A 21521-nucleotide genomic window follows, 5' to 3' on the forward strand; every position below is an offset into this window, starting at 1 on the left:
TCCGCGTCAGCGCTTCAGCACGTAGTAGATCACGTAGAACCACGAGAAGAAGCCGTGGATGATCGCCCACAGGATCGACTTGTGGAGGCTCCATGAAATCGTGATGGCGAGTGCCGTGCCGAAGCCGATCCCGGCCTTCGCGGTTGAAATCGTGACTGAACGCGAATTTGCCATTGTCCGTCCCCGTTCCCGGATTGCGTTACCACGAATAGCGGCTGTCGATCTTCTTTACAGCCTTGAAAGCAGGCGATCGGTCTGCCCGCCGGAATGCGCCGTTTCCATCATCTGGCATGGTCCGTGCTTTGTCTCCGGCGACCCTGGGGCCACCCTCGGCGGCATTCGGAACACGCGCGGCACACGATAACGAGAACAACGACCATCTCACCCCGCTCCGAACGGCGATCACCCGCCGCAGATGCCGTCCGCGAACAGAACGGTGCTGGAAAAAACGGGTCACGCTGCCAACGGGCGGTCTCGGCATCACGCCGGGGCCGCCCTATAATCCCAAGATGTATTAATCGAAACAGGCGATCAGTCTGACGACTATTGTGCATTTTCCCGATTGCGCAAAACCTGCCACACGGTTCCGGTAAGCGTTCCGACAAACCAAAGAGGAAGGGAAAAGCCGATGAGCGACCAACGCCCCGTTATGACGACCACCGCCGGCGCACCGATCGCCGACAACCAGAACAGCCTGAGCGCAGGTCCGCGCGGGCCGGTGATGCTGCAGGACTGGCAACTGATCGAGAAGCTGGCGCACCAGAACCGCGAACGCATCCCGGAGCGCGTCGTCCACGCCAAGGGCTGGGGCGCGCACGGCACGTTCACGGCCACGGCGGACCTTTCCCGCTACACGCGCGCCACGGTATTCAGCGCCGTCGGCAAGGCGACGCCGATGCTGGCGCGCTTTTCCACCGTCGCCGGAGAGATGGGCGCCGCCGATCATGAGCGCGACGTGCGCGGCTTCGCACTCAAGTTCTACACGGACGAGGGCAACTGGGACCTCGTCGGCAACAACACGCCGGTGTTCTTCGTGCGCGATCCGCTGAAGTTCCCCGACTTCATCCATACGCAGAAGCGGCACCCGCGCAGCAACCTGCGCTCGGCGACCGCGATGTGGGACTTCTGGTCGCTGTCGCCGGAGTCACTGCACCAGGTGACGATCCTGATGTCCGACCGCGGCCTGCCGCAGACGCCGATGCAGATGGACGGCTTCGGCAGCCACACCTATTCGTTCGTGAACGCGGCCGGCGAGCGCTTCTGGGTGAAGTTCCACTTCAAGACGATGCAGGGCCACGCGCACTTCACCAATGCCGAGGCGGCAACGGTCGTGGGGCGGACACGCGAGGGCTATCAGGAAGCGCTGTTCGGCACGATCGAGGCGGGCAAGTTCCCGAAGTGGCGCGTCTGCGTGCAGATCATGCCGGAAACCGACGCGGACAAGACGCCGTACAACCCCTTCGACCTCACCAAGGTCTGGCCGCATGGCGACTATCCGCTGATCGAGGTCGGCATCCTCGAGCTGAACCGCAACCCGGACAATTATTTCGCGGAAATCGAGAACGCCGCCTTCTCGCCGTCGAACATCGTGCCGGGCATCGGCTTCTCGCCCGACAAGATGCTGCAGGCGCGCCTCTTCAGCTATGCCGACGCGCACCGCTACCGGCTCGGCACGCATTATGAATCGCTGCCGGTGAACGCGCCGAAATGCCCGGTCCACCACTATCACAAGGACGGGCAGATGAATTTCCACGGCCAGCGCACCGGGTCCGTGGACGCTTACTACGAGCCGAACAGCTTCGGCGGGGCGCGGCAGGCGCCCGAGTACCGCGAGCCGCCGCTGCGTATCTCCGGCGACATGGACCGGTGGGACCACCGCGAGGGCAACGACGACTACGTGCAGCCCCGCGCGCTGTTCAACCTGTTCGACGCCGGGCAGCGGGCGCGCCTGTTCTCCAACATCGCCGAGGCGATGCAGGGCGTGCCGGAGGAGATCGTCGAGCGGCAGCTCGGCCACTTCGCGCGCATCGACCCGGCCTATGCCGACGGCGTGCGCGCGGCGCGGGCGGCGCTTGCCGCCAGCGCGGCGGCGGTCGCGGCCGAGTAGCACTGGCAACAAAGGCGCCCGTCGTGCATTGTCGCGGTGGGCGCCGATCCCCCCGTAACGTCAGAGCGCCCTCACCTTCGTTCACCCGTGGAAAGAGGGAGCCATCGCCATGACAACCGACCGTTTGCCCGAAGACCGGAACTGGGTCGCTTCGAGCGGCCTCTCCCGCCGCGGCGTGCTCGTCGGCGGCACGTTCGCCGCGGGCTTCGCCGCCGCCGTCCAGCCCGTCGCCGCGAGCACGATCAAGACCGACATCGAGGGGCTCGACGAACGCACGCTCTCGATCTCCGTGCGGCAGGGTCGGATGCCCGCCTACCGCGTGAAACCCGCGGGCAGCGGCCGCGCGCCGGTGATCCTGGTGGTGCACGAGATCTTCGGCGTCCACGAATGGATTAAGGACATCTGCCGCCGCCTCGCCCACGCGGGCTATTATGCGATCGCGCCCGATCTCTATGCGCGCTGGGGCGATGCGACGAAGGAATCCGACATCCAGACGCTGGTCTCGACCATCGTTTCGAAGGTTCCCGACCCGATCGTCATGGCCGATCTCGACGCGGCGGCGGCGTTCGCGGCAGCGGACGGCGGCGACCCGTCGAAGCTCGGCATCACCGGCTTCTGCTGGGGCGGGCGCATCACGTGGCTCTACGCCGCCTACAGCCCGCGCGTCGATGCGGGCGTGGCGTGGTACGGACGGCTCACCGGCGAGAACAAGCCGCCGATCACGACCAGCCAGCCGATCGAGATCGCCGCGCGGCTGAAGGCGCCCGTGCTCGGGCTCTACGGCGGCAAGGACAAGGGCATCCCGGTCGCGGACGTGGAAGCGATGCAGGCGGCGCTCGGCAAGGCGGACTCGCCCTCGAAGATCATCCTCTACCCGGACGCGGACCATGGCTTCCTCGCCGACTACCGCCCCAGCTACGACGAGGCGGCGGCAAAGGCGGCGTGGGACGAGGCGCTCGGCTGGTTCAAGGCGAATCTGAAATAGCTCAGCCGCCGATGTCGCGCCCGCGCGTCTCGGGCAGGTAGAAATACGTCACCAGCATCGCCACCGTGACGATGACGAACGTGTACCACAGACCGCCGAACACGGCGCCCGAGGACACGACGATATACTGCGAGACGAGCGGCAGCAGGCCGCCGAAGACGCCGGTGCCGATGTGGTACGGCACCGACATGGACGTGTAGCGGATGCGCGCCGGAAACAGCTCGACCAGCGTGGCGGCGGCGGGGCCGTAGGTCATGCCGGTGAGCAGCGTCAGCATCGCCGCCGCGAGGACGACGAGCCATCCCTGCCGCTCGCCGGGTTCCGAGACCTCCGGGTAGCCTGCGGCGCCGAGCGCCTCGCGGAAGGCCTCCGGCCGGAAACCACCGATGCGCGCGTCCGCGACGCGAACCTCGACCTCGGCCACGTCCGCCGGCGCGCGCGTATAGTCGATGCCCTTGGCTGCGAACCATTCCAGCGTCTCGGCGCAGGCGCTCTCCTGCCGCTCCGAGAACGGATCGTAGCGGCACCCTTCGGGCGTGACGATCGTCACCGGATGCGCTTCCATCGCGCGCTCGAGCGCCGGGTTCGCCGCCGCCGAGATCAGCCAGTAGATCGGGAACAGCAGCACCAGCGTCAGCGCGAAGCCGGTGAGGATCACGGGCTTGCGCCCGATCCGGTCCGACAGCCAGCCGAAGAAGACGAAGCCCGGCGCGCCGACGACCACGGCCGCGCCGACGAGGAGGCGCGCGTCGGCTTCCGCGACCCTCGCCGCGCCTTGCAGGAAATAGAGCGTGTAGAACTGGGCGTTGTACCAGATCACCGTGAATCCGGCGGCAAGCGCGAGCGCGGTCAGGATGCGGCCGACATTGCCCTTTTCGCGGAAGCTCTCCACGAACGGGTTGGCCGAGGTTTTGCCCGCCGCCTTCATGGCCCGGAACACCGGGCTTTCATTGAGCTTCAGCCGTATCCACAGCGAGATCGCAAGCAGGATCAGCGACACGAGGAACGGGATGCGCCAGCCCCACGCCTCGAAGGCGTCCTTGCCGACGATCGCGGTCGTCGAGACGACGACGATGATCGACAGCAGGAAGCCGCCGACCACGGCGATCTGTATCCAGCTCGTGTAGAAGCCGCGCCGGTGCGTGGGCGCATGTTCAGCGACGTAGATCGCTGCCCCGCCGTATTCGCCGCCGAGCGCCAGCCCCTGCGCGAAGCGAAGCGCGACGAGGATCAGCGGTGCGGCGACGCCGATCTGCGCGTAGGTCGGCAGCGCGCCGATCGCCGCCGTCGCGAGGCCCATGACGGTGATGGTGACGAGGAACGTGTATTTCCGCCCCACGCGGTCGCCGAGATACCCGAAGAGGACAGCGCCGAGCGGGCGCACGAGGAAGCCCACGGCAAAGGTCGCGAGGCTGAGCAGGAACGCCAGCGTCACACTCTCGACCTGAAAGAACATGCGGCCGAGCAGTGCGGCGAGCGTGCCGTAGATGAAGAAATCGTACCATTCGAAGACGGTGCCGAGCGACGAGGCGAGGATCACCAGCCGGTCGCGCTTGATGTCGAATTCCTGCCCAGCCGCGTTATCGTCCGTCACGATGCCTCCCCCAATGTTTCTCTCAGGCGCGCAGCGTCTCGTCGAAGCGGAAGGGTTCGCCGATCGGCGTGCCGATGAGGCCCGCATCCCACATCACGCGGCGTCCGCGGATGATCGTGCCGACCGGGCGGCCGGTGAGCGTTAGCCCCTCGAACGGCGACCAGCCGCACTTCGATTGCAGCCAATCGTTCCCGATCGTCCAGCGCGACTTCAGATCGACGATGCTGAAATCGGCGTCGAAGCCCGGTGCGATGCGGCCCTTGGCGGTGAGCCCGAACAGGCGGACGGCCCCCGCCGACGTGAGATCGACGACGCGCTCCAGCGTCACGCGCCCCGCCGCCATGTGATCGAGCAGCAGCGGCAGCAGCGTCTGCACGCCGGGCATTCCGCTCGGGCTCGCCGGATAGGGCTTGGCCTTCTCGTCCTTCGTGTGCGGCGCGTGGTCCGATCCCCAGACGTCCGGCACGCCCTGCCGGAGCCAGTGCCAGAGGCCGTCGCGATGCGCGCCGGAGCGGATCGGCGGGTTCATCTGCGCGAAGGTGCCGAGGCGCGGATAGGCCTCCTCTCCCGCCAGCGTCAGGTGCTGGGGCGTCACCTCGCAGCTCGCGATGTCCTTGTGCCCTGCCAGCAGCTCAAGCTCGGCGGGCGTGGTGACGTGGAGCACGTGAATCCGCCGCTTCGCCTCGCGCGCCAGTTTCAGCACGCGGCGCGTGGCGAGCAGCGCCGATTCGTCGTCGCGCCACACCGGATGGCTGGAGGGATCGCCCTCGACGCGCAGGTCCTTGCGCGCCTGCATCCGCGGCTCGTCCTCGGCATGGATGGCGACGCGGCGGCGGCCGGAGCGCAGCACCTTGAGCAGCGTTTCATCGTCCTCGACCAGAAGACTGCCCGTGGACGCCCCCATGAACACCTTCACGCCGCACGCGCCGGGCAGCATCTCCAGCGCGGCGAGGTCTTCCGCGTTCGCATCGGTCGCGCCCACATAGAAGGCGTGCTCGCACCACATGCGGCCCTTCGCGCGCGCCAGCTTGTCGGCGAGCGCCCCGGCGCTGTCCGTGTTGGGGTTGGTGTTCGGCATCTCGAACACGCCCGTCACGCCGCCCATCACGGCGGCGCGGCTGCCCGATTCGAGGTCTTCCTTGTGCTCCAGCCCCGGCTCGCGGAAATGCACCTGCGTGTCGATGACGCCGGGGAGCACGGTGAGCCCGGTGCAGTCGACCACCTCGCCCGCATCCGCGAAATCCCCGAGCGCCGCGATGCTGCGCCCGCGCACCCCGACATCGGTCCGGACAAGGCCCGCAGGCGTGAAGACATGGCCGCCCTTCAGGACGAGATCGAAGCTCTGGCTCTGGTTCATGGCGCCGGATGCTATACCCCCTTGCGCGCGGCGCACCAGCCCCTAGCTTTGCCCCATGATCGCATATCTCGATGATCGCAGCGTCCTCGTGGTTTCCGGCGAGGACGTGCGGGACTTCCTGAACGGCCTCGTCAGCAACGACGTCTCCGAAAAGGCGCTGACGCCGGAAACGCCGGTATGGGCCGGGCTGCTCTCCGCGCAGGGCAAGTATCTGGCCGACATGATGCTGTTCGACGGCGGCGAGGCCGGCATCTTCATCGACGTCCACAAGGACCGCGCCGCCGACCTCGCGAAGAAGCTGAAGCTCTACCGCCTGCGCCGCACCATCGAGATCGCGCCCACGGGCCTGCGCGTGTTCGCGGGCTGGAAGCTGAAAGGCCTCTCCCGCCCCCACGACCCACGCCTTCCCGCGCTCGGCCACCGCTGGCTCGCGGCGGGCGGATCGGTCGACGCGAGCGCGGCGGACTGGCACGCATACCGGATCGGCATCGGCGTGCCCGACACGCCCGATTTCGAGGTCGACAAGACCATGTGGCTGGAAACGAACGCCGCCGAGCTGAACGGCGTCAGCTTCTCGAAGGGCTGCTATGTCGGGCAGGAGAACACCGCGCGCATGAACTGGCGCGCGAAGGTGAACAAACGCCTGCTGCCGGTGATGCTGGCGGAACCCGTGGGCGCGGACCGCACGATCATGGCCGGGGACCGCGAGGCGGGAACGCTGCGCAGCTTCGAGGGCGCACACGGCATCGCCTTGCTTCGCGTCGAATATGCCGATGCGCTGCTGACGCTCGGCGGCCATCCCGTCAGCGTCGAATGGCCGGAATGGCTGCCGCGTCCGAAGGACGCAGAACAGGGGAAGGACTGAACCATGGCGAAGAAGAAACCGCAGCGGATGCGCGACGACCGCAAGCTGCTGTTCGTGCTCGGCGTCTGCGGCGTGCTTCTGCTGGCGATGTTCATCCTGATGTCGAGCTAGCAACCCTCTCCCTTCAAGGAAGAAGAAGGGCTTGCAGAATAGGAGCAGCGGCGCTGCTGTCTGCCCGACCGGTGCGCTGACGCCCGGATTCCCGGCAAAGTTGATGAAGTTGAGACATGTTCGCACGCGCGCGAGCGTGCGAGGCAGGCGTAAGCGCAGGCGAGGCCGCCCGCGATTCGCGCGCGGTGGCCGCATCATGGGGAAAATTCATGCACGCTTGCCGCGATGACGGCCCGCGCGCCTCAAAGAGCGGCGCCGAGCCTTGCATGTCTTTTCCTATTCCGGAAGGTGTGACGGCGTCGGCGAGGGTTAACCCTTCCCTGTGCTCTGTAAGCGGAGCTACCCCAGCCGTGCCAACGCGGCGCGCAGGCGCTCGGCCTCGGCGGATTTCTCGGCATGGTCGGCGCGTGCCTTCTCGACCGCTTCCGGCTTCGCCTTGTCCACGAACGCCGGGTTGCCGAGCCGGGCCGCGAGGCCGTCCCGCTCCTTCTCCGCCGCGGCCGCGTTCTTTTCGAGCCGGGCGCGCTCTGCGGCGAGGTCGATGACGCCTTCGAGGGGGAGCACATAAGTCGCCTCGTCGACGACGATCTGCGCCGCGCCGCCCGCCGGGGCGGGATCGGTGGAGATAGCCTCGATCCGCGCGAGCCGTTCGATCATCGGGCGGTTGGCGTCGATCCGCGCGACCGTGACCGGCGAACAGTCGCGCACGTGCAACGGCAGCTTCGCGCCCGGCGGCACGCCGAGTTCGGTGCGGCTGGAGCGGATTTCGGAGACGAGCCGGATCAGCCAGTCGATCTCCGCCGAGGCGCTGGCATCGACCACGCCGACGTCCACCCATTTCGCGGTGATGAGATCGTGCCCGCCGCGCTCGCCGAGCGCGTGCCACAGTTCCTCGGTGACGAACGGCATCACCGGGTGGAGCATGACCAGAATCTGGTCGAGCGCCCATCCGGCGACGGCTTTCGTTTCTTCCCTTTCGTCATTCCGGCGAAGGCCGGAATCCATGCCATCGGCCCCATGGGCCCCGGCCTCCGCCGGGGAGACGGAAGAAAGAACCGGCTTGATGAGTTCGAGATACCAGTCGCAGAAGCGGCTCCACGTGAACTGGTAGATCGCGTCCGCATAGGCGTCGAAGCGCAGCTCGGCCATCGCGGTTTCGAGCGCCTTGGCGGTCGCGGCGACCTCGGCGACGATCCAGCGGTTGACGGCGAGCGACGCCTGAGGCGCCGCGATGGTGCGCGAGGCCGCGATGCCGTTCGACTGGCAGAAGCGCGCGGCGTTCCACAGCTTGGTCGCGAAGTTGCGGTAGCCCTCGACGCGGCGTTCGTCCATCTTCACGTCGCGGCCCTGGCTCTCCATCGCCGCCATGAAGAAGCGCAGCGCATCGGCACCGTATTTGTCGATGAGGCCGAGCGGATCGACGACGTTGCCTTTCGACTTCGACATCTTCTGCCCGTCGGCGGCGCGCACCAGCCCGTGCAGGTAAAGACGCCGCCACGGCACGTCGCCCATGAAGTGCAGGCCCTGCATCGCCATGCGCGCATCCCAGAAGAACAGGATGTCGAAGCCCGAGATGCAGAGGTCGTTCGGGTAGTGTTTGTTCAGCAGCGGTGCGTCTTCATCGGGCCAGCCGAGCGTGGCGAACGGCCAGAGGGCGGATGAGAACCATGTGTCGAGGACGTCCTCGTCGCGGATCAGTTTCTTGTTGCCCGCGAGGGCCTGCGCCGCCTCTTCGGTCTCCGCGACATAGGCGTTGCCGTCCTCGTCGTACCACGCCGGAATCCGGTGCCCCCACCAGAGCTGACGGGAGACGCACCACGGCTGGATGTTCTCCATCCAGTTGAAGAAGGTCTTTTCCCACGTCTTGGGGACGATCTCGATGGCGCCGCTGCGCACCGCCTCAATCGGCTTCTTCGCCAGTTCCCCGGCGTTCACGTACCACTGGTCGGTCAGCCACGGCTCGATCACCACGCCGCCGCGGTCGCCGAACGGGGTCTGGATCGTGCGCGGCTCGGCGTCGTGTTCGTTTCCGTCCTTGTCGACGTGCGGGATCAGGAAGCCTTGCTCCTTCAGCCGCTCGACGACCAGCCCCCGGGCATCGAAACGGTCGAGGCCGAGGAATTCATCCGGGATGAGGCCGTCCGCCGTCTGCACCACCTTCGCTTCGGCGTCGAACATGTTGAGCATGTCGGCGGGCTTTATCCCGGCGCGCTTGCCGACCTCGAAGTCGTTGAAGTCGTGGCCCGGCGTGATCTTGACCGCGCCCGAGCCGAGTTCGGGGTCGGCGTGCTCGTCGGCGACCACCCTGAAACGGCGGCCGGTGATCGGCTGCACGATCGCCTTGCCGATCACGGCCTTGTAGCGCTCGTCCTCCGGGTGCACGGCCACCGCCATGTCGGCGAGCATGGTTTCGGGGCGCGTGGTGGCGACCTCGATATGGTCGCGGCCGTCGGGCAGGCGCGCGCCGTCCGCGAGCGGGTATTTGAAGCGCCAGAAATGGCCCTTCACCTCGCGCGTCTCGACCTCGAGGTCCGAGATCGCGGTCTTCAGCTTGGGGTCCCAGTTCACCAGCCGCTTGTCGCGGTAGACGAGGCCCTGATTGTAGAGGTCGACGAACACCTTCACGACCGCGCGCGTGAAGTGCGGGTCCATCGTGAACTGCTCGCGGCTCCAGTCCATCGAGCAGCCGAGGCGACGGAGCTGACGGGTGATCTGGCCGCCGCTTTCGGCCTTCCAGTCCCACACCTTCGCGACGAAATCCTCGCGGCTGTAGTTGGTGCGCTTGTCCTGCCGCTCCTCCAGCCGGCGCTCCACCACCATCTGCGTGGCGATGCCGGCGTGGTCGGTGCCGACGACCCACAGCGCGTCCTTGCCGCGCAGGCGTTCGTAGCGAACGACGATGTCCTGGAGCGTGTTGTCGAGCGCGTGGCCGATGTGCAGGCTGCCGGTGACGTTGGGCGGCGGGTTGACGATCGTGAACGGCGCCGCGTCCGGGCGCGCGGGACGGAATTTCCCGTTCTCTTCCCAGTATTTGTACCAGCGGGCCTCGATCTCGCCCGGCGCGAAGGTCTTTTCGATCGTCATGCGCGTCCCTTTGCCAGCGATGCTGCGATGCGGCAAGCGGGGGTCGCTACTTGCGCGTGATGCGGGCGATCTCGCGGGCGACCATCTGCTCGACGATCTCCGGCAGGTTGGCGTCGAGCCAGCTCTTGAGCATCGGCTGGAGCATCTCGCGGACGAGGTCCTCCAGTGTTTCCGGCCCCGTCCCGTCGCCGCGCAGGCGCAGCGAAGACAGCGCCGAAAAACTCTCCGACGCCTTCGCCTGAACATCCTGCGAAACCGCGCCCTGCGCCGCCTCCGAAAGCTCCAGAACCGCCGACGGCTCCGCCTCGAACCGCGCGCCGGTCTCGCCCGTCGGCTCGTCGATGCCGGGCTCCGGGTCCGGCGCGCGCACGCGCTCGCCGTCATCCTCCGCGATGATGCGGCGGATCGACGCGAGGATTTCCTCCATCGTGGGTTCGGGCTTGCCTGCCATGCGTGCGATTTAGCGCCAATCGCGGGGCGTTGTCACGCGGCTACTGCCGGACGCTTTCCGGAACCGGCGGACCCATCGTGCCCGGCGCCGTCACCTCAGTCGTCACCGGCTGCGCGTCGAAGCCCGGCGCCCAGTCCACCCAGTGCCGCTTGGCGCGCGCGGTGTAGTCGTCCGGCCTGTAGATCTCGACCGGCAGGTCGAGGTCGTCCGCCTCGGCGCGGCCGACCGTGGCGAGCAGCGCGTATCCGGCCACGAACGCGTCCCGCTCGGCGCGGACCAGCGTGACGCGCGCATCGAGCAGTTCCTGCTCGGCGTTCAGCACGTCGAGGATGTCGCGCGAGCCGACCTCGTTCTCGGCGCGCGTGCCTTCGAGCGCGAGTTCGTTGGCGCTCACCTGCACCTTCGCCGATTCGATGGTCGAGCGGGCGCTTTGCAGGTTTTCCCACGCCTGCCGCGCGCTCTCGATGGTGTCGCGCTCGGTCGCCAGCGTATCCTGCTCGGCCTGCGAGAAGCGCGCCTCGGCCTCGCGGATGCGCGAGCCCTGCACGCCGGCCTGGAAGATCGGCAGCGTCAGCGTGGCGCCGATGTTCTGCGTATAGTCGATGCCGCCGGTGCGCACGCCCGCGCCCGCCGCGGTCAGGCCGCGAAAGTTCGTGTAGCCGACGCCGAACGACGCATCGACGCTCGGCAGGCGCGCGCCCTTCTGCACGCGCACGTCCTGACGCGCCGCTTCCTGCTCCGACTTCGCGGCGAGCATGAACGGGCTGTCGGCGAGCGCGAGGTCGATCGCCTGCTGCTGTGTGCCGGGGATGAGCGGCGGCAGTTGCGGCTGCTCCAGGTTCTCCGGCGCATGGCCGACGACGCGCTCGTAGGTGGCGCGCGCGTTCGCGAGATTGCCGAGCGCGGCGATGTTCTGGCTGCGGGCGAGCGCGAGCCGCGCCTCGCTCTGCGCGACGTCGGTGCGCGTCAGGTCGCCGACCTCGAAGCGGTCGTTCGACGCCTGCAACTGGCGTTCGAGCACATGCACCTGATTCGTCGTCAGCTCGACCTCGGCCTGAAGGCGCAGCACGTCCATGTAGGCGACGACAGTGTCGAAGATCGTCTGGTTCTCGGCGGCGCGAAGCTGCTCGCGGCCCGCGAGTTCCCGGCTCTTCGCCGCCTTCAGCCCGGCCTGCAGGCGGCCGCCGCGATAGACCGGCTGGCTGAGCTGCACGCCGACCGTGACGAGGCGGCTCATGTCGTTGAACCGGCCCGGCCCCGAGGTTTCCTGATCGAGCGCGGCCTGCGCGCCGAGGACGGGACGGAACTGGCCGAGCTGCTGCACGACACCCTCGGAGACGGCCTGCTGGCCCGCCCGCGCGCCCGCGAGCACGGGGTTGTTGGCGTAGGCGGCGGCCATCGCGTCGCGAAGGCTTTCCGCCGCCGCCGGCGTCGCCGCAAGCGCGGCGAGCGCCGCGCCGCCCATCAGAACACTCAGCCTGAGACCCATTCGTCCGCTCCTAGAACTCGAATACCCGCGGCCGCTCGAAACCCTTGAGAACCGGGGCGCCCGCTTCGAGCAGGCGCGTCCAGCCGACATGGCCGCCCGCGACGCGGCCGACCGAGACGCTCGGCGCGGCGCCGCGGTCGGCGAGCACGGCGGCGATGCGTCCGCCGTCGCGCACCTGCGCGATCAGCGCGTCCGGCACGGCCTCGACCTCGCCGTCGATCAGCAGCACGTCATACGGCGCGCCCTCGGCGCAGCCTTCGGCGAGCGGTCCCTCGACGACGCTGACGTTGGAAACGCCGGTCTTGGAGATCGCGGACGAGGCGCGGCGCACCAGCGTCGCATCGTCCTCGACGAGCGTGACGTGCGCGCACAGCCGTGCGAGGATCGAGGCCGAATAGCCCGTCGTGCCGCCGACGATGAGCGCGCGCTCGGTCGGCGCCACCTCCAGCGCGGACATCAGCAGGCAGCCGGGGAGCGGCGCAGGCAGCCAGCGGCCCGGCACGACCTCAAGCGCCTCGTCCAGATAGGCAAGCGAGGAAAGCTCGGCGGGGACATACATCTCGCGCGGCACGTACTTGATGGCGGCGATGAGATTGGGTTCGATGATGCCGTTCGGGCGCAGCTGGCTGTCGATCATCGCGCTGCGCATCTTCCTGAAGTCCGGCAATTTCACGGGCTTCGCGTCCTCTCTGACCTGTTCGCAGTGTTATATACGGATAACACACTAAATTAGCAAGCCGCCGTCCGCTGGGGGCCGCGGCCGACTGCATCCGGCTTTAGGAGTTTCGCGCGGCAACGCCAAGGCGGAATAGTCGGCGTCCGTCCAATCCCGTGCGCCTTCCGTCGAAAGGCATCGCCGGAGAGGCGTTTACAGAAGCATTTACACTGGCCCACGCGATGGTCTAGAGAGCGCAGCCTCGCGCATCGGGGCCCGATGGCGGAGTGGTTACGCAGAGGACTGCAAATCCTTGCACGCCGGTTCGATTCCGGCTCGGGCCTCCAAAACTTTCCTTTAAATCATTGAAAATAAAGGATAAATTGGTGACACGCCTCGAAGAGGAGACCCGGATCGGCAAAGGCGGGACCCTGGCGGCGCAGCTGTCGCGGCTCGACCTGATCGTGCTCGACGAGCTCGGTTATCTGCCGTTCGCCCGCTCGGGAGGGCAGTTGCTGTTCCACCTCATCAGCAAGCTTTATGAGCGGACCAGCGTCATCATCACCACGAACCTCGCCTTCGGCGAATGGCCGACCGTGTTCGGCGATCCCAAGATGACCACGGCGCTGCTCGACCGCGTCACCCACCACTGCGATATCGTCGAGACGGGCAACGACAGCTGGCGCTTCAAAAACCGCAGCTGACAGCCACCTTCGGCGCCTTCAAAAATCTATCTTGCGCTGCGCGCGCCTCCGGTCGGGCTACGCCCGCCCTCCGCCGCACGCAGCGCAAGGCCATCTTCAACAAACCAGCATCATATTATCCGAAAAGGGGGTCCCTCTTCGACGCCGATCGGGGGTCCCTTTTGAACGCCGTTTGACAGTCTGCGCCGCGCTGTTTGGACTTTGCGCGTTCTTGTCGTCGCTCGTTCTGGTCGTTTGGGGCGTTGCCAGCGTCAGCAATCAGGACGTCGGCCAAGGGCCAGTCATCGCCTTTATGGTCCTGATGGGGATCGCGGCGCTGACGCTCGTGTACTGGCGACACTTCCAATACGGCCTGGGCATCATCGGAGCCAAGCGCCCGGGATTCTACGCCAACAGCCGTCCATCGACGGTCGAAACGCTTGAAAAGCTCTTCGATTTCCTTGGCCGCAGAACGGCGCCCGAGGCCTATTGCTATGACCGAAAAGGCATCAGACACCCTGTCAGCCGCCGCCATTTCTATGGGCGCCTGCGAGGCTTGCTGTTGTCGGAATCCGCGAGCGACCGGGCGCTCGTCGTCCCTCCAAGTGGCTTCTGGTTCAGCCGCCAGATTTATATCGATGCCGAGCCCGACGAAATCATCCGCGCCCTCAAGGTCAAACCGCAAGCGGGCGGGCGTCCGAAGGCCTATGACTATGAAGCGATGCTGCTCACGTTGATCGAGCACCCTTCCCTTCGCAATATCGACATCGACAAACATGGCGCCGAAACGCAGATCATGAACCTGATCCGGGCCCGCTGCGATCCTAGCGAAGCCCATGACAACGACATTCCCGTCCCGGAGCCCACTAAACTGCGGGAGTTTGCCAAGAGAGTTGTCGCCGCGATGAAAATCAACCGTTCCGCACGCTGAACGTGAACCCACTCTTTGGCCCGTTGCAGCTGCGGCGCAGAAGCGACGTATTGCAAATTGCAATACATTCAGACATATTGGAACACAGAGGTGAACGATGACACGACAGGCACAACGCAAGGAACACCCGCTGTCCATGAGACTGCCGGATACCGATATTGCCATTATCGACCGCGCCGCCCGCCTGCGCGGACGATCGCGAACCGATTTCGTACGCGATGCCGCCGTACGCGCTGCCGAGGACGTGCTGATGGAAACGACCCCGATCCGCATGAGTGCGGAAGGGTTCGACGCGTTCATGGCTGCCGTATCCGGCCCGGCAACGCCTGTTCCCGAAATGGTGGAACTGTTCCGCCGCGTTGCCCCATGGGAAACCGATGCAGCCTCGACCGGGAGCTGATTCTTGGCGATCTCCGCGCCTGAACCGCTCGCTGCGGCTCATGACGTTTCCGCATTTTCCTGCGGCAAACCTTCACTAGACCGCTGGTTGCAGACCCGTGCCCTGTCCAATCAAGAGAAGGGCTTTACAGCAGTGATGGTGGTGCACGCGCAAGGGCGCGTGATCGGCTATTATGGCCTCGCGCCGACTTCGGTCATCCCGGCCCACCTACCCCGCTCGATCCGCACGGGTCAGCCGCCTGATCCTGTACCCTGCCTTCTGCTGGGGCAGCTTGCCACCGATCAGGCCTGGGCAGGCAAAGGGATTGGTAGCGGCCTTTTAAAGCACGCGCTCCAACGCTGTATTACAGCGTCCCGGCTAATCGGGGGACGTGCGCTGGTGGTCAATGCCGTCGACGATGAAGCCGCACAATTCTGGACACGTTGGGGTTTCCTGGCCTCCAAGGACGACCCATTGACTCTGTTCAGGTCAATTGCAGACATCGCAAGATCGATTGCGTGAGCCAGAGCGCGAACCTTCCGGAGCCCACCAGACTGCGAGAATTTTCCAAGAAAATGTCGCCGCGATAAAAAACAATCTCTCTGCGTCCCCGAAGTGGACCGCCACATTATCGAAGGTCAGTGGAAAAGCGACGTCGTCCGTTGGGTCTGATTGCCGAAACTTGCCGGGCATCGGCAGATTTCCGCTGCTTTCCAGTTCCCGCACGACCCATCCGTAGCCTTGTGCAAGCTCAGGCGTCTCCTGCCACGCACCACCAGCCACGGAGACGTCCATGGAACCCGTTGCCATCTCTATCAACGATACCGCCAAGGTCCTCGGCGTTTGTCGATCATCGGTATACGGCCTGATCAAGTCGGGCGGACTCGACGCGATCAAGATCGGCAGGCGCACCTTGCTGACCACCGAGTCCATCAGGCGGTTGGCGCAAACCCGGTCCGCCGTCTGATCCGCAGCTGCTATGCGACCCCGACCCGTGGTTTGGCGAACTGCTCCCATCTTCCTGCCGCCATACCGCCGCTCACCGCCATCGCTATTCCACGAAAGGACGCTGTATGTCCGTTTTCTGCCGCGCTCTGGACCGGCTAACCGGTCTTCTATGGCCCAGCCGCAAGGTTACGCTGCGGGTCTCCGCCGATACCCGCGCCGCTCGCTATGCACTGCCGCTTATCAAGAAGATTCTCGCCGATAACGACGACGGCGAGACCTACCGCACCGCGCTGATCGACTGGCACCGGGCGGAGCGGCCACCCCTCGCCCTTTATCATGGAACCACGAGCTTCTGCAGGATCGATGGTCCCAGCCAATGGGTCGGGGATCATCCGTTTCCGCTGGGCGGGCTGATCCTCAGTCCCGGCGTGACCGCACACCTTGATCCGTTCGAGGCCGAGGCGTTGCATGAACATATGCAAAGCGCGATCGAACGGGCGATTCGGGCATGGCTTACCGACCGCAGTCGGCGCGCCCACCCGGCAGTCCCGGTGGAGTTCGATCGCCGCGAGGCCGACCGCGTGGCCAAGGCGATGATCGCGGCCTGGGCGGCGCTGCAGGAGCGGAACCGCCGACCCGCCGCCGAGGATGCGAAAGGACCGCATCATGTTTGAGCGGATCGCGCAGTGGGCAGCGTTGCAGGGCCGCGATGCTGCGCATCGAGCCCGCAATTTGGATACACACCTCACGCACGTGTGCATCCCGCATTTCCGCCATTTTTCAAGACAGCGATTCGACAGCGCCTTTTCCCGGTCGCGCGAAAATGTTGGATTTCCGCCACTTGTCGAGACAGCGGATCGCTGTCTCCGGGGGGGCGGGCAATGAAGCTGGTCCGACACACCATCCGCTTGCCCGAATCACTCGACAAGGCACTTCGCGTGCTGGCCGAGCGGCACGGCATCAGTGTTTACGCACTGCTCCCGCGCGCCGTGAAGGCTGGCGTCGCAGCCCTCGCCAACCCGCCCGCGCCGGGTAATGATGATCGGGAGATCGTCGCCGAACTTGCATCGCTTGGCACCCACATCGTGGGCGTCGAGCGGCTGCTGGACCGCACGCTGTTCACCGCGTGCGCCGCCTACGCCTATGCCCGCAGCGCGGCGCTCGAGGCGCGCAAGAGCGACGAGGTCATCACCGCCGAGATCAACGCCGCCTATGACCGCCAGCGGCGGCTTTCGCAGGAGCAGCGGCCGTGACCCACGACCGGCGCATCCATGCCGACGCCGTGCGGCGACAGCTTCGCGGCAACCACGCCCGGCGCTTCAAGCGGCAGGCCGGTATCATGCTTGGCGCCGTCGCGCTCGGCGCGGTGGCGGCGCCCTACGCGATGCTGGACAGGGACGCTCAGTGGGCGGCGGGCGTGTACGCCTACGCGCGGACGAGCTTGTGGGTCGCGGACGGCGCTGTCGCCGATCCCGAGATTAGCGTTACGTATAGGGGAGCGGATTACCGCGTATCCGCGCGTGCCGTCATCGCGAGCCGCTACTACCGCGAAGCGGCAGACGCAGTGCTGATCTACGCCGCTCGCGGATGCGGGCTGGGCTTTGCCGCGTGGCTCTTGGGACTCATCCTGCTCAAAGGTGCCGCTGCGCGGCGGCGCGAGCGCGCGCTTGAGGATCGCATCATCGCCGGAACCTTGGTCACCACCGAGAGGCGGCTGGCGAAACTTGTTGGCAAGGAGGCACGTACCGACGCCCTGTCGATCGGCAAGGTGCCGATCCCGGCCCGACTGGAAACCCGCCATATGGCGATGATCGGCACGACGGGCAGCGGCAAGACTACGGTGCTGCGTCAGCTACTCGACGGGATCGAGGCGCGGGGCGACGCCGCGCTTATCTATGACACCAGCGGCGAGTTCGTCGCGCATTACTACCGGCCCGAGCGCGGCGACGTGATCCTGAACCCGTTCGATGCGCGCTGCGCATTCTGGACGCCGTTCGCGGAGATCGCCCACCCCGCCGACGCCGCGCGTATCGCGCACCAGTTCATCACCGAGACGAACAGCCGGGATCACGACGTGTGGCTGGAGACCGCGCGCATCCTTGTCGCCAACATGATCCGCAAGCTCTGGGAAGAGGGAAATACCACCCTCACCGCCCTGCTCGGTGCGCTTCAGGTGAAGACCAAGGACGAACTCAAGGCCTGGCTGACGGATACCTCATCGGCGCGGACCTTCGCCGACGATGCCGACCGGGCGACGGGCAGCGTGCTCTTCATGCTCGCCAAGGCCGCCGACCTCATCCAGTTCCTGCGCGCCGAGGACAGCGGCGGCGCACCATTTGCGTTCCGCGACTTCATGAGCGGGCTCGATGCGCGCGAGGCCCCGCGCCCGTGGATCTTCGTGCCGCGCAAGGAAGACTATTTTGAAGCGTCGAAACCGCTGCTCGCCTGCTGGCTCGAATGCGCGGCGAGCGCTGTGCTGGGGCTCGCGCCCTCTCCCGAGCGGCGCATCTGGTTCGTGCTCGACGAGCTTGCCGACCTCCCCCGCGTCGACAATCTCGCGCGCCTTCTTCCCGAAGGCCGCAAGTTCGGGGCTGCCGTCGTGCTCACCTTTCAGGCCATGGGGCAGATGCGGCACCGCTACGGGCCGCAGCTTGCCGAGTCGATGCTCGGCTGCTGCAACACCAAGCTGTTCCTGCAAACCATCGATAGCGAGACCCGGCAATGGGCCAGCGAGACCATTGGCACGTGCGATGTCGAAATCCAGACCATGACCGACGCGCTCGCCGAAGGCGACGACGCAGCGCGCACCACCCTTGGCCGAATGCGCAAGACGCGCCCCGCCGTGCTCGAAAGTGAACTGCGCCTCCCCAAGCATGAAGGCTTCCTGCTGCTGCCGGACGGCTTGCCGGTGGCGCGCGTGAAGCTCACCGCCGATCATGTCGCGCGGCGCGGGCCGCCGTGCCAGCCGGGCTTTGTAGCTGGCGATCCAGGCACCACGCTTTGGCAGGCGGCGCGCGCGGTGCCCGCCCCGCAGCCTCCGTCCGAATCCCTGTCCTCGCCGCCCCCCACGAGCCAGGGACCAGTGTGATGGTCGCGTCGGTGTCCGCGCTCACCAGCTCGGCGCAGGCAAGCAGCTACTATGAGGCCGATGACTATTACGCCGAGGGCGGTCTCTCCCCTTCGGAATGGCGGGGCAAGGGCGCCGAGGCGCTGGACCTCTCCGGCGAAGTGGACCGGGACCGGTTCCGCGCGCTTCTGGACGGCAATGTCGCGGGCGCGCAGCTCGGCACCGTGCGCGGCGGCCAGCTGGAGCACCGCCCCGGCTGGGATGTGACCCTGAGCGCGCCGAAGTCGGTGTCGATCATGGCGGAGGTGGCGGGCGACCGGCGGCTGATTGCGGCGCATGGTGAGGCGGTCAGAACCGCGATGGCGCATGTCGAGGCGCACATGGCCGCAACGCGCGTCCGGGACGGCGGCGCCATTGCCCGCGAGGCCACCGGCAATCTTATCATCGCCAGCTTCCAGCACGGCACCAGCCGCGCGCAGGACCCGCAGCTTCATACCCACAACGTCATCATGAACGCGACGCAGGGTGAAGACGGCAACTGGCGCAGCCTTGAGCCGCGCGCGCTCTACCAGCTTCAGAAGCAGATCGGCGCGATCTACCGGCAGGAACTGGCGTTGAAGGTGCGCGAGCTCGGCTATGAGATTGAGGTGGGCAAGGACTCGCTGTTCGAGATCAAGGGCGTGTCCGGCGCGGCGATGGCCGCGTTCAGCACGCGAAGCGCCGAGATCGAGGCGGCCTTGGCCGCGCGCGGCACGTCGCGCGACGCTGCGAGCGCTGGGGAAAAGCAGGTCGCGGCGCTCGACACGCGGCAAGCGAAGGTCGCCGCCGATCATGCCGCACTTGTCGCGGGCTGGCGGGAGACGGCCGACAAGGCAGGGTTTGGTCCGGATACTCGGCTGGCGATGATCGAGCGAGCCGAAGCCATGGCGGCCGATCCTGCCCACCGCTTGCGCCTCCAAATGCAGGACGACGGGGCCGCAGCCCGCGCGGTCACCCAGGCCGCCGACAAGCTCGGCGAACGGCAGTCGGTGTTTTCTGTTGCCGCGTTGCATGAGGAAGCCGGACGGATCGGGCACGGCAAGGTGAGCTACGCGCAGGTGGGTGCGGCCCTCGCGGCGGCGACGAAACAGGGCGCGTTGATCGAGCGGACCTTTTTGGACCGGCGCGGCGCGGCGTTCGCCGGGTTCACCACCCGCCAGAATGTCGAGACTGAAGCCCGGATGCTGCGCACCGAGGCGGAGGGGCGCGGTACGCTTGCCCCGATTGCATCGCCTCTCGCAGCTGCCAAGGCGGTCGCCAACGCCGCCGCGCAGGCGGAACGCACCGGGTTCGGCTGGAACGCCGACCAGCGCCAAGCCACGGCGCAGCTTCTGAGCAGCCGGAACCGCGTCACCGCCTTGCAGGGCTATGCGGGCACTGCCAAGACCACCACGGTCCTCACGACGTTTGCGCGCGAGGCCGAGGCGCGCGGCGTATCCGTCATCGCGCTTGCCCCCACTGCATCGGCGGCGATGGTGCTGGGCGAGGCGCTCGGCGCGCGCGGCGACACCGTCGCGCGGCACCTTCTGTCACCCGAGCGCTCCCCTCAGGGCCAGCCTGCTGCGTGGATCGTGGACGAGGCTTCGCTCCTCTCGGCCCACGACACCGCCCGGTTGCTCGACCTCGCCGACCGGCACAATGCCCGCGTCCTCCTTGTCGGCGACGTGAAGCAGCTTGGCTCGGTCGAAGCGGGCGCGGCGTTCGCGCAGTTGCAGGGCGCTGGCATGGAAACCGCGAGGCTCGCCGAGATCGTCCGGCAGACCAACGCCGCGACAAAAGAGGCCGTGCTCGCGTCGATCGCGGGGGACGCGAAGGCGGCGCTCGACGCGCTCGATCGGGGCGGCGGGCAGATCATCGAGCGTGCCGACCGCGCCGAGCGGTTTGCTGCCATTGCCGGGACATATGCTGCGCTGGACAAGGCGGGGCGCGCCCGCACGCTTGTCATCGAACCGTCGCGCGAGGGGCGCGATGCATTGACCACCGATATCCGCGCGGCGCTGACGCGGTCGGGCGCGCTTACCGGTCCCGCCGTCACGGTGGAGAGCCTTGTCAACAAGGGACTGACCCGCGCCGAGGCGCGCGATCCCTTGAGCTATGACAAGGGCGATGTCGTCCGGTTCACCCGCGACTATGCCGACAAGGGCGTGGCGCGCGGCGAAGCTTACCGGGTGGAGAGCATCGACCCGGCGAAGTCCGCCATAACGCTCAAATCTGAGGACGGGCGCGAGGTGGATTGGCGTTTACGGCAATGGGGCGCGGGCAAGAGCCAAGCGTTTGCGCCGCAGTCGCTTGAGCTGAAAGCCGGTGACAGCATTCGGTTCACCCGCAACGATCGCGAGATGGGCCGGGTCAACGGGGGGCGCGGCATCGTGATCTCCGTGGACGAGAAATCCCGGACGGCAACGATCCAGACGTCGAAAGGCAGAACCGAAACGCTGAACCTCGACGCGGCGCACGACAGGCACATCGCCCATGCCTATGTCGAGACCACGTTCGCCGCCCAGGGCCGTACCGCCGACCACGTCATTATCCATGCCGACAGCCGGGCGACCAACCTCGTCGATCAGAAGAGCTTCTATGTGGGGATTTCTCGCGCCAAAGCTTCCGCCACCGTGTTCACCAATGATCGTGGGAAGCTGGTATCCGCGATCAGCGAACGGGCAGGACAGGTGCAAACCGCGATCGCACAGGCGGTCATGGCCTCGCCCGTCTCCGTCAAGGCCAAGGTGGCCGGACTGGGCTGACACGTTATACGAAGTCATTGACTGTATTGCGT

18 protein-coding genes, 1 tRNA gene and 1 pseudogene are annotated in these 21521 nt (G+C 66.8%); 13 read left to right on the forward strand and 7 right to left on the reverse strand.

The window, feature by feature from the left end:
- Positions 1-6 precede the first annotated feature (6 nt).
- Complete coding sequence (locus PE061_RS17130; protein ID WP_271256436.1) at positions 7-174, reverse strand: hypothetical protein; 168 nt, start codon at positions 172-174, stop codon at positions 7-9.
- A 454-nt stretch (positions 175-628) separates the two neighbouring features.
- On the opposite strand from PE061_RS17130, the gene PE061_RS17135 reads away from it, so the two are divergent.
- Positions 629-2107: a catalase gene (locus PE061_RS17135; protein WP_271256437.1), complete on the forward strand. Its 1479-nt coding sequence runs from the start codon at positions 629-631 to the stop codon at positions 2105-2107.
- A 109-nt stretch (positions 2108-2216) separates the two neighbouring features.
- A complete protein-coding gene (locus PE061_RS17140; RefSeq protein ID WP_271256438.1) occupies positions 2217-3092 on the forward strand; it encodes a dienelactone hydrolase family protein in 876 nt (291 codons plus the stop codon).
- Between the two features lies 1 nt (position 3093).
- Here PE061_RS17140 and PE061_RS17145 read toward each other — a convergent pair whose 3' ends face one another.
- Positions 3094-4686: an MFS transporter gene (locus PE061_RS17145; RefSeq protein WP_271256439.1), complete on the reverse strand. Its 1593-nt coding sequence runs from the start codon at positions 4684-4686 to the stop codon at positions 3094-3096.
- A gap of 22 nt (positions 4687-4708) precedes the next feature.
- Entirely contained in the window at positions 4709-6043 is a 1335-nt protein-coding gene (locus tag PE061_RS17150) for a dihydroorotase (RefSeq protein ID WP_271256440.1), read from the reverse strand.
- Between the two features lie 55 nt (positions 6044-6098).
- Between PE061_RS17150 and PE061_RS17155 the strand changes: the two genes are divergently transcribed.
- Entirely contained in the window at positions 6099-6908 is an 810-nt protein-coding gene (locus PE061_RS17155) for a YgfZ/GcvT domain-containing protein (protein ID WP_271256441.1), read from the forward strand.
- Positions 6909-7358: 450 nt separating this feature from the next.
- Here PE061_RS17155 and PE061_RS17160 read toward each other — a convergent pair whose 3' ends face one another.
- Genes PE061_RS17160 through PE061_RS17175 form a run of 4 tightly spaced genes read right to left on the reverse strand, consistent with a single transcriptional unit; the run spans position 7359 to position 12716 of the window.
- Positions 7359-10103 (reverse strand): valine--tRNA ligase, encoded by a 2745-nt coding sequence (locus PE061_RS17160; RefSeq protein WP_271256442.1) that lies wholly within the window; start codon positions 10101-10103, stop codon positions 7359-7361.
- 46 nt (positions 10104-10149) lie between these two features.
- The gene (locus tag PE061_RS17165; RefSeq protein ID WP_271256443.1) at positions 10150-10554 is read right to left on the reverse strand and encodes a DUF2497 domain-containing protein; all 405 of its coding nucleotides are present in this window, start codon (positions 10552-10554) and stop codon (positions 10150-10152) included.
- Between the two features lie 40 nt (positions 10555-10594).
- On the reverse strand, positions 10595-12043 hold the full coding sequence (locus PE061_RS17170; RefSeq protein ID WP_271256444.1) for a TolC family outer membrane protein: 1449 nt from the start codon (positions 12041-12043) through the stop codon (positions 10595-10597).
- Between the two features lie 10 nt (positions 12044-12053).
- The gene (locus tag PE061_RS17175; RefSeq protein ID WP_271256445.1) at positions 12054-12716 is read right to left on the reverse strand and encodes a protein-L-isoaspartate O-methyltransferase family protein; all 663 of its coding nucleotides are present in this window, start codon (positions 12714-12716) and stop codon (positions 12054-12056) included.
- Positions 12717-12971: 255 nt separating this feature from the next.
- Here PE061_RS17175 and PE061_RS17180 point away from each other — a divergent pair.
- The 10 genes and pseudogenes from PE061_RS17180 (at position 12972) to mobF (ending at position 21489) form a co-directional block, all read left to right on the forward strand.
- Positions 12972-13045: transfer RNA gene (locus PE061_RS17180), tRNA-Cys, on the forward strand.
- 36 nt (positions 13046-13081) lie between these two features.
- Positions 13082-13402: pseudogene (locus PE061_RS17185) on the forward strand (ATP-binding protein); the annotation flags it as partial.
- Positions 13403-13613: 211 nt separating this feature from the next.
- Positions 13614-14312 carry a hypothetical protein gene (locus PE061_RS17190; RefSeq protein ID WP_271256446.1) on the forward strand — a complete coding sequence of 233 codons (699 nt, stop codon included), beginning with the start codon at positions 13614-13616 and terminating at the stop codon, positions 14310-14312.
- Between the two features lie 97 nt (positions 14313-14409).
- Complete coding sequence (locus tag PE061_RS17195) at positions 14410-14712, forward strand: DUF1778 domain-containing protein (protein ID WP_271256447.1); 303 nt, start codon at positions 14410-14412, stop codon at positions 14710-14712.
- A 3-nt stretch (positions 14713-14715) separates the two neighbouring features.
- On the forward strand, positions 14716-15213 hold the full coding sequence (locus PE061_RS17200) for a GNAT family N-acetyltransferase (protein ID WP_271256448.1): 498 nt from the start codon (positions 14716-14718) through the stop codon (positions 15211-15213).
- A 271-nt stretch (positions 15214-15484) separates the two neighbouring features.
- A complete protein-coding gene (locus PE061_RS17205; RefSeq protein WP_121048305.1) occupies positions 15485-15658 on the forward strand; it encodes a helix-turn-helix domain-containing protein in 174 nt (57 codons plus the stop codon).
- Positions 15659-15764: 106 nt separating this feature from the next.
- Positions 15765-16313 carry a hypothetical protein gene (locus PE061_RS17210; protein ID WP_271256449.1) on the forward strand — a complete coding sequence of 183 codons (549 nt, stop codon included), beginning with the start codon at positions 15765-15767 and terminating at the stop codon, positions 16311-16313.
- 207 nt (positions 16314-16520) lie between these two features.
- Positions 16521-16892 (forward strand): hypothetical protein, encoded by a 372-nt coding sequence (locus PE061_RS17215; RefSeq protein WP_271256450.1) that lies wholly within the window; start codon positions 16521-16523, stop codon positions 16890-16892.
- Positions 16889-18727, forward strand: coding sequence for a type IV secretion system DNA-binding domain-containing protein (locus tag PE061_RS17220; RefSeq protein ID WP_271256451.1), 1839 nt, complete (start codon positions 16889-16891; stop codon positions 18725-18727). Before PE061_RS17215 ends, PE061_RS17220 begins: the two co-directional genes overlap by 4 nt.
- A complete protein-coding gene (gene mobF / locus PE061_RS17225; protein WP_271256452.1) occupies positions 18727-21489 on the forward strand; it encodes a MobF family relaxase in 2763 nt (920 codons plus the stop codon). Before PE061_RS17220 ends, mobF begins: the two co-directional genes overlap by 1 nt.
- The last annotated feature ends 32 nt before the right edge of the window (positions 21490-21521 follow it).

This window comes from Sphingosinicella microcystinivorans, from assembly GCF_027941835.1.
In the GTDB taxonomy this organism is placed as follows: domain Bacteria; phylum Pseudomonadota; class Alphaproteobacteria; order Sphingomonadales; family Sphingomonadaceae; genus Sphingosinicella.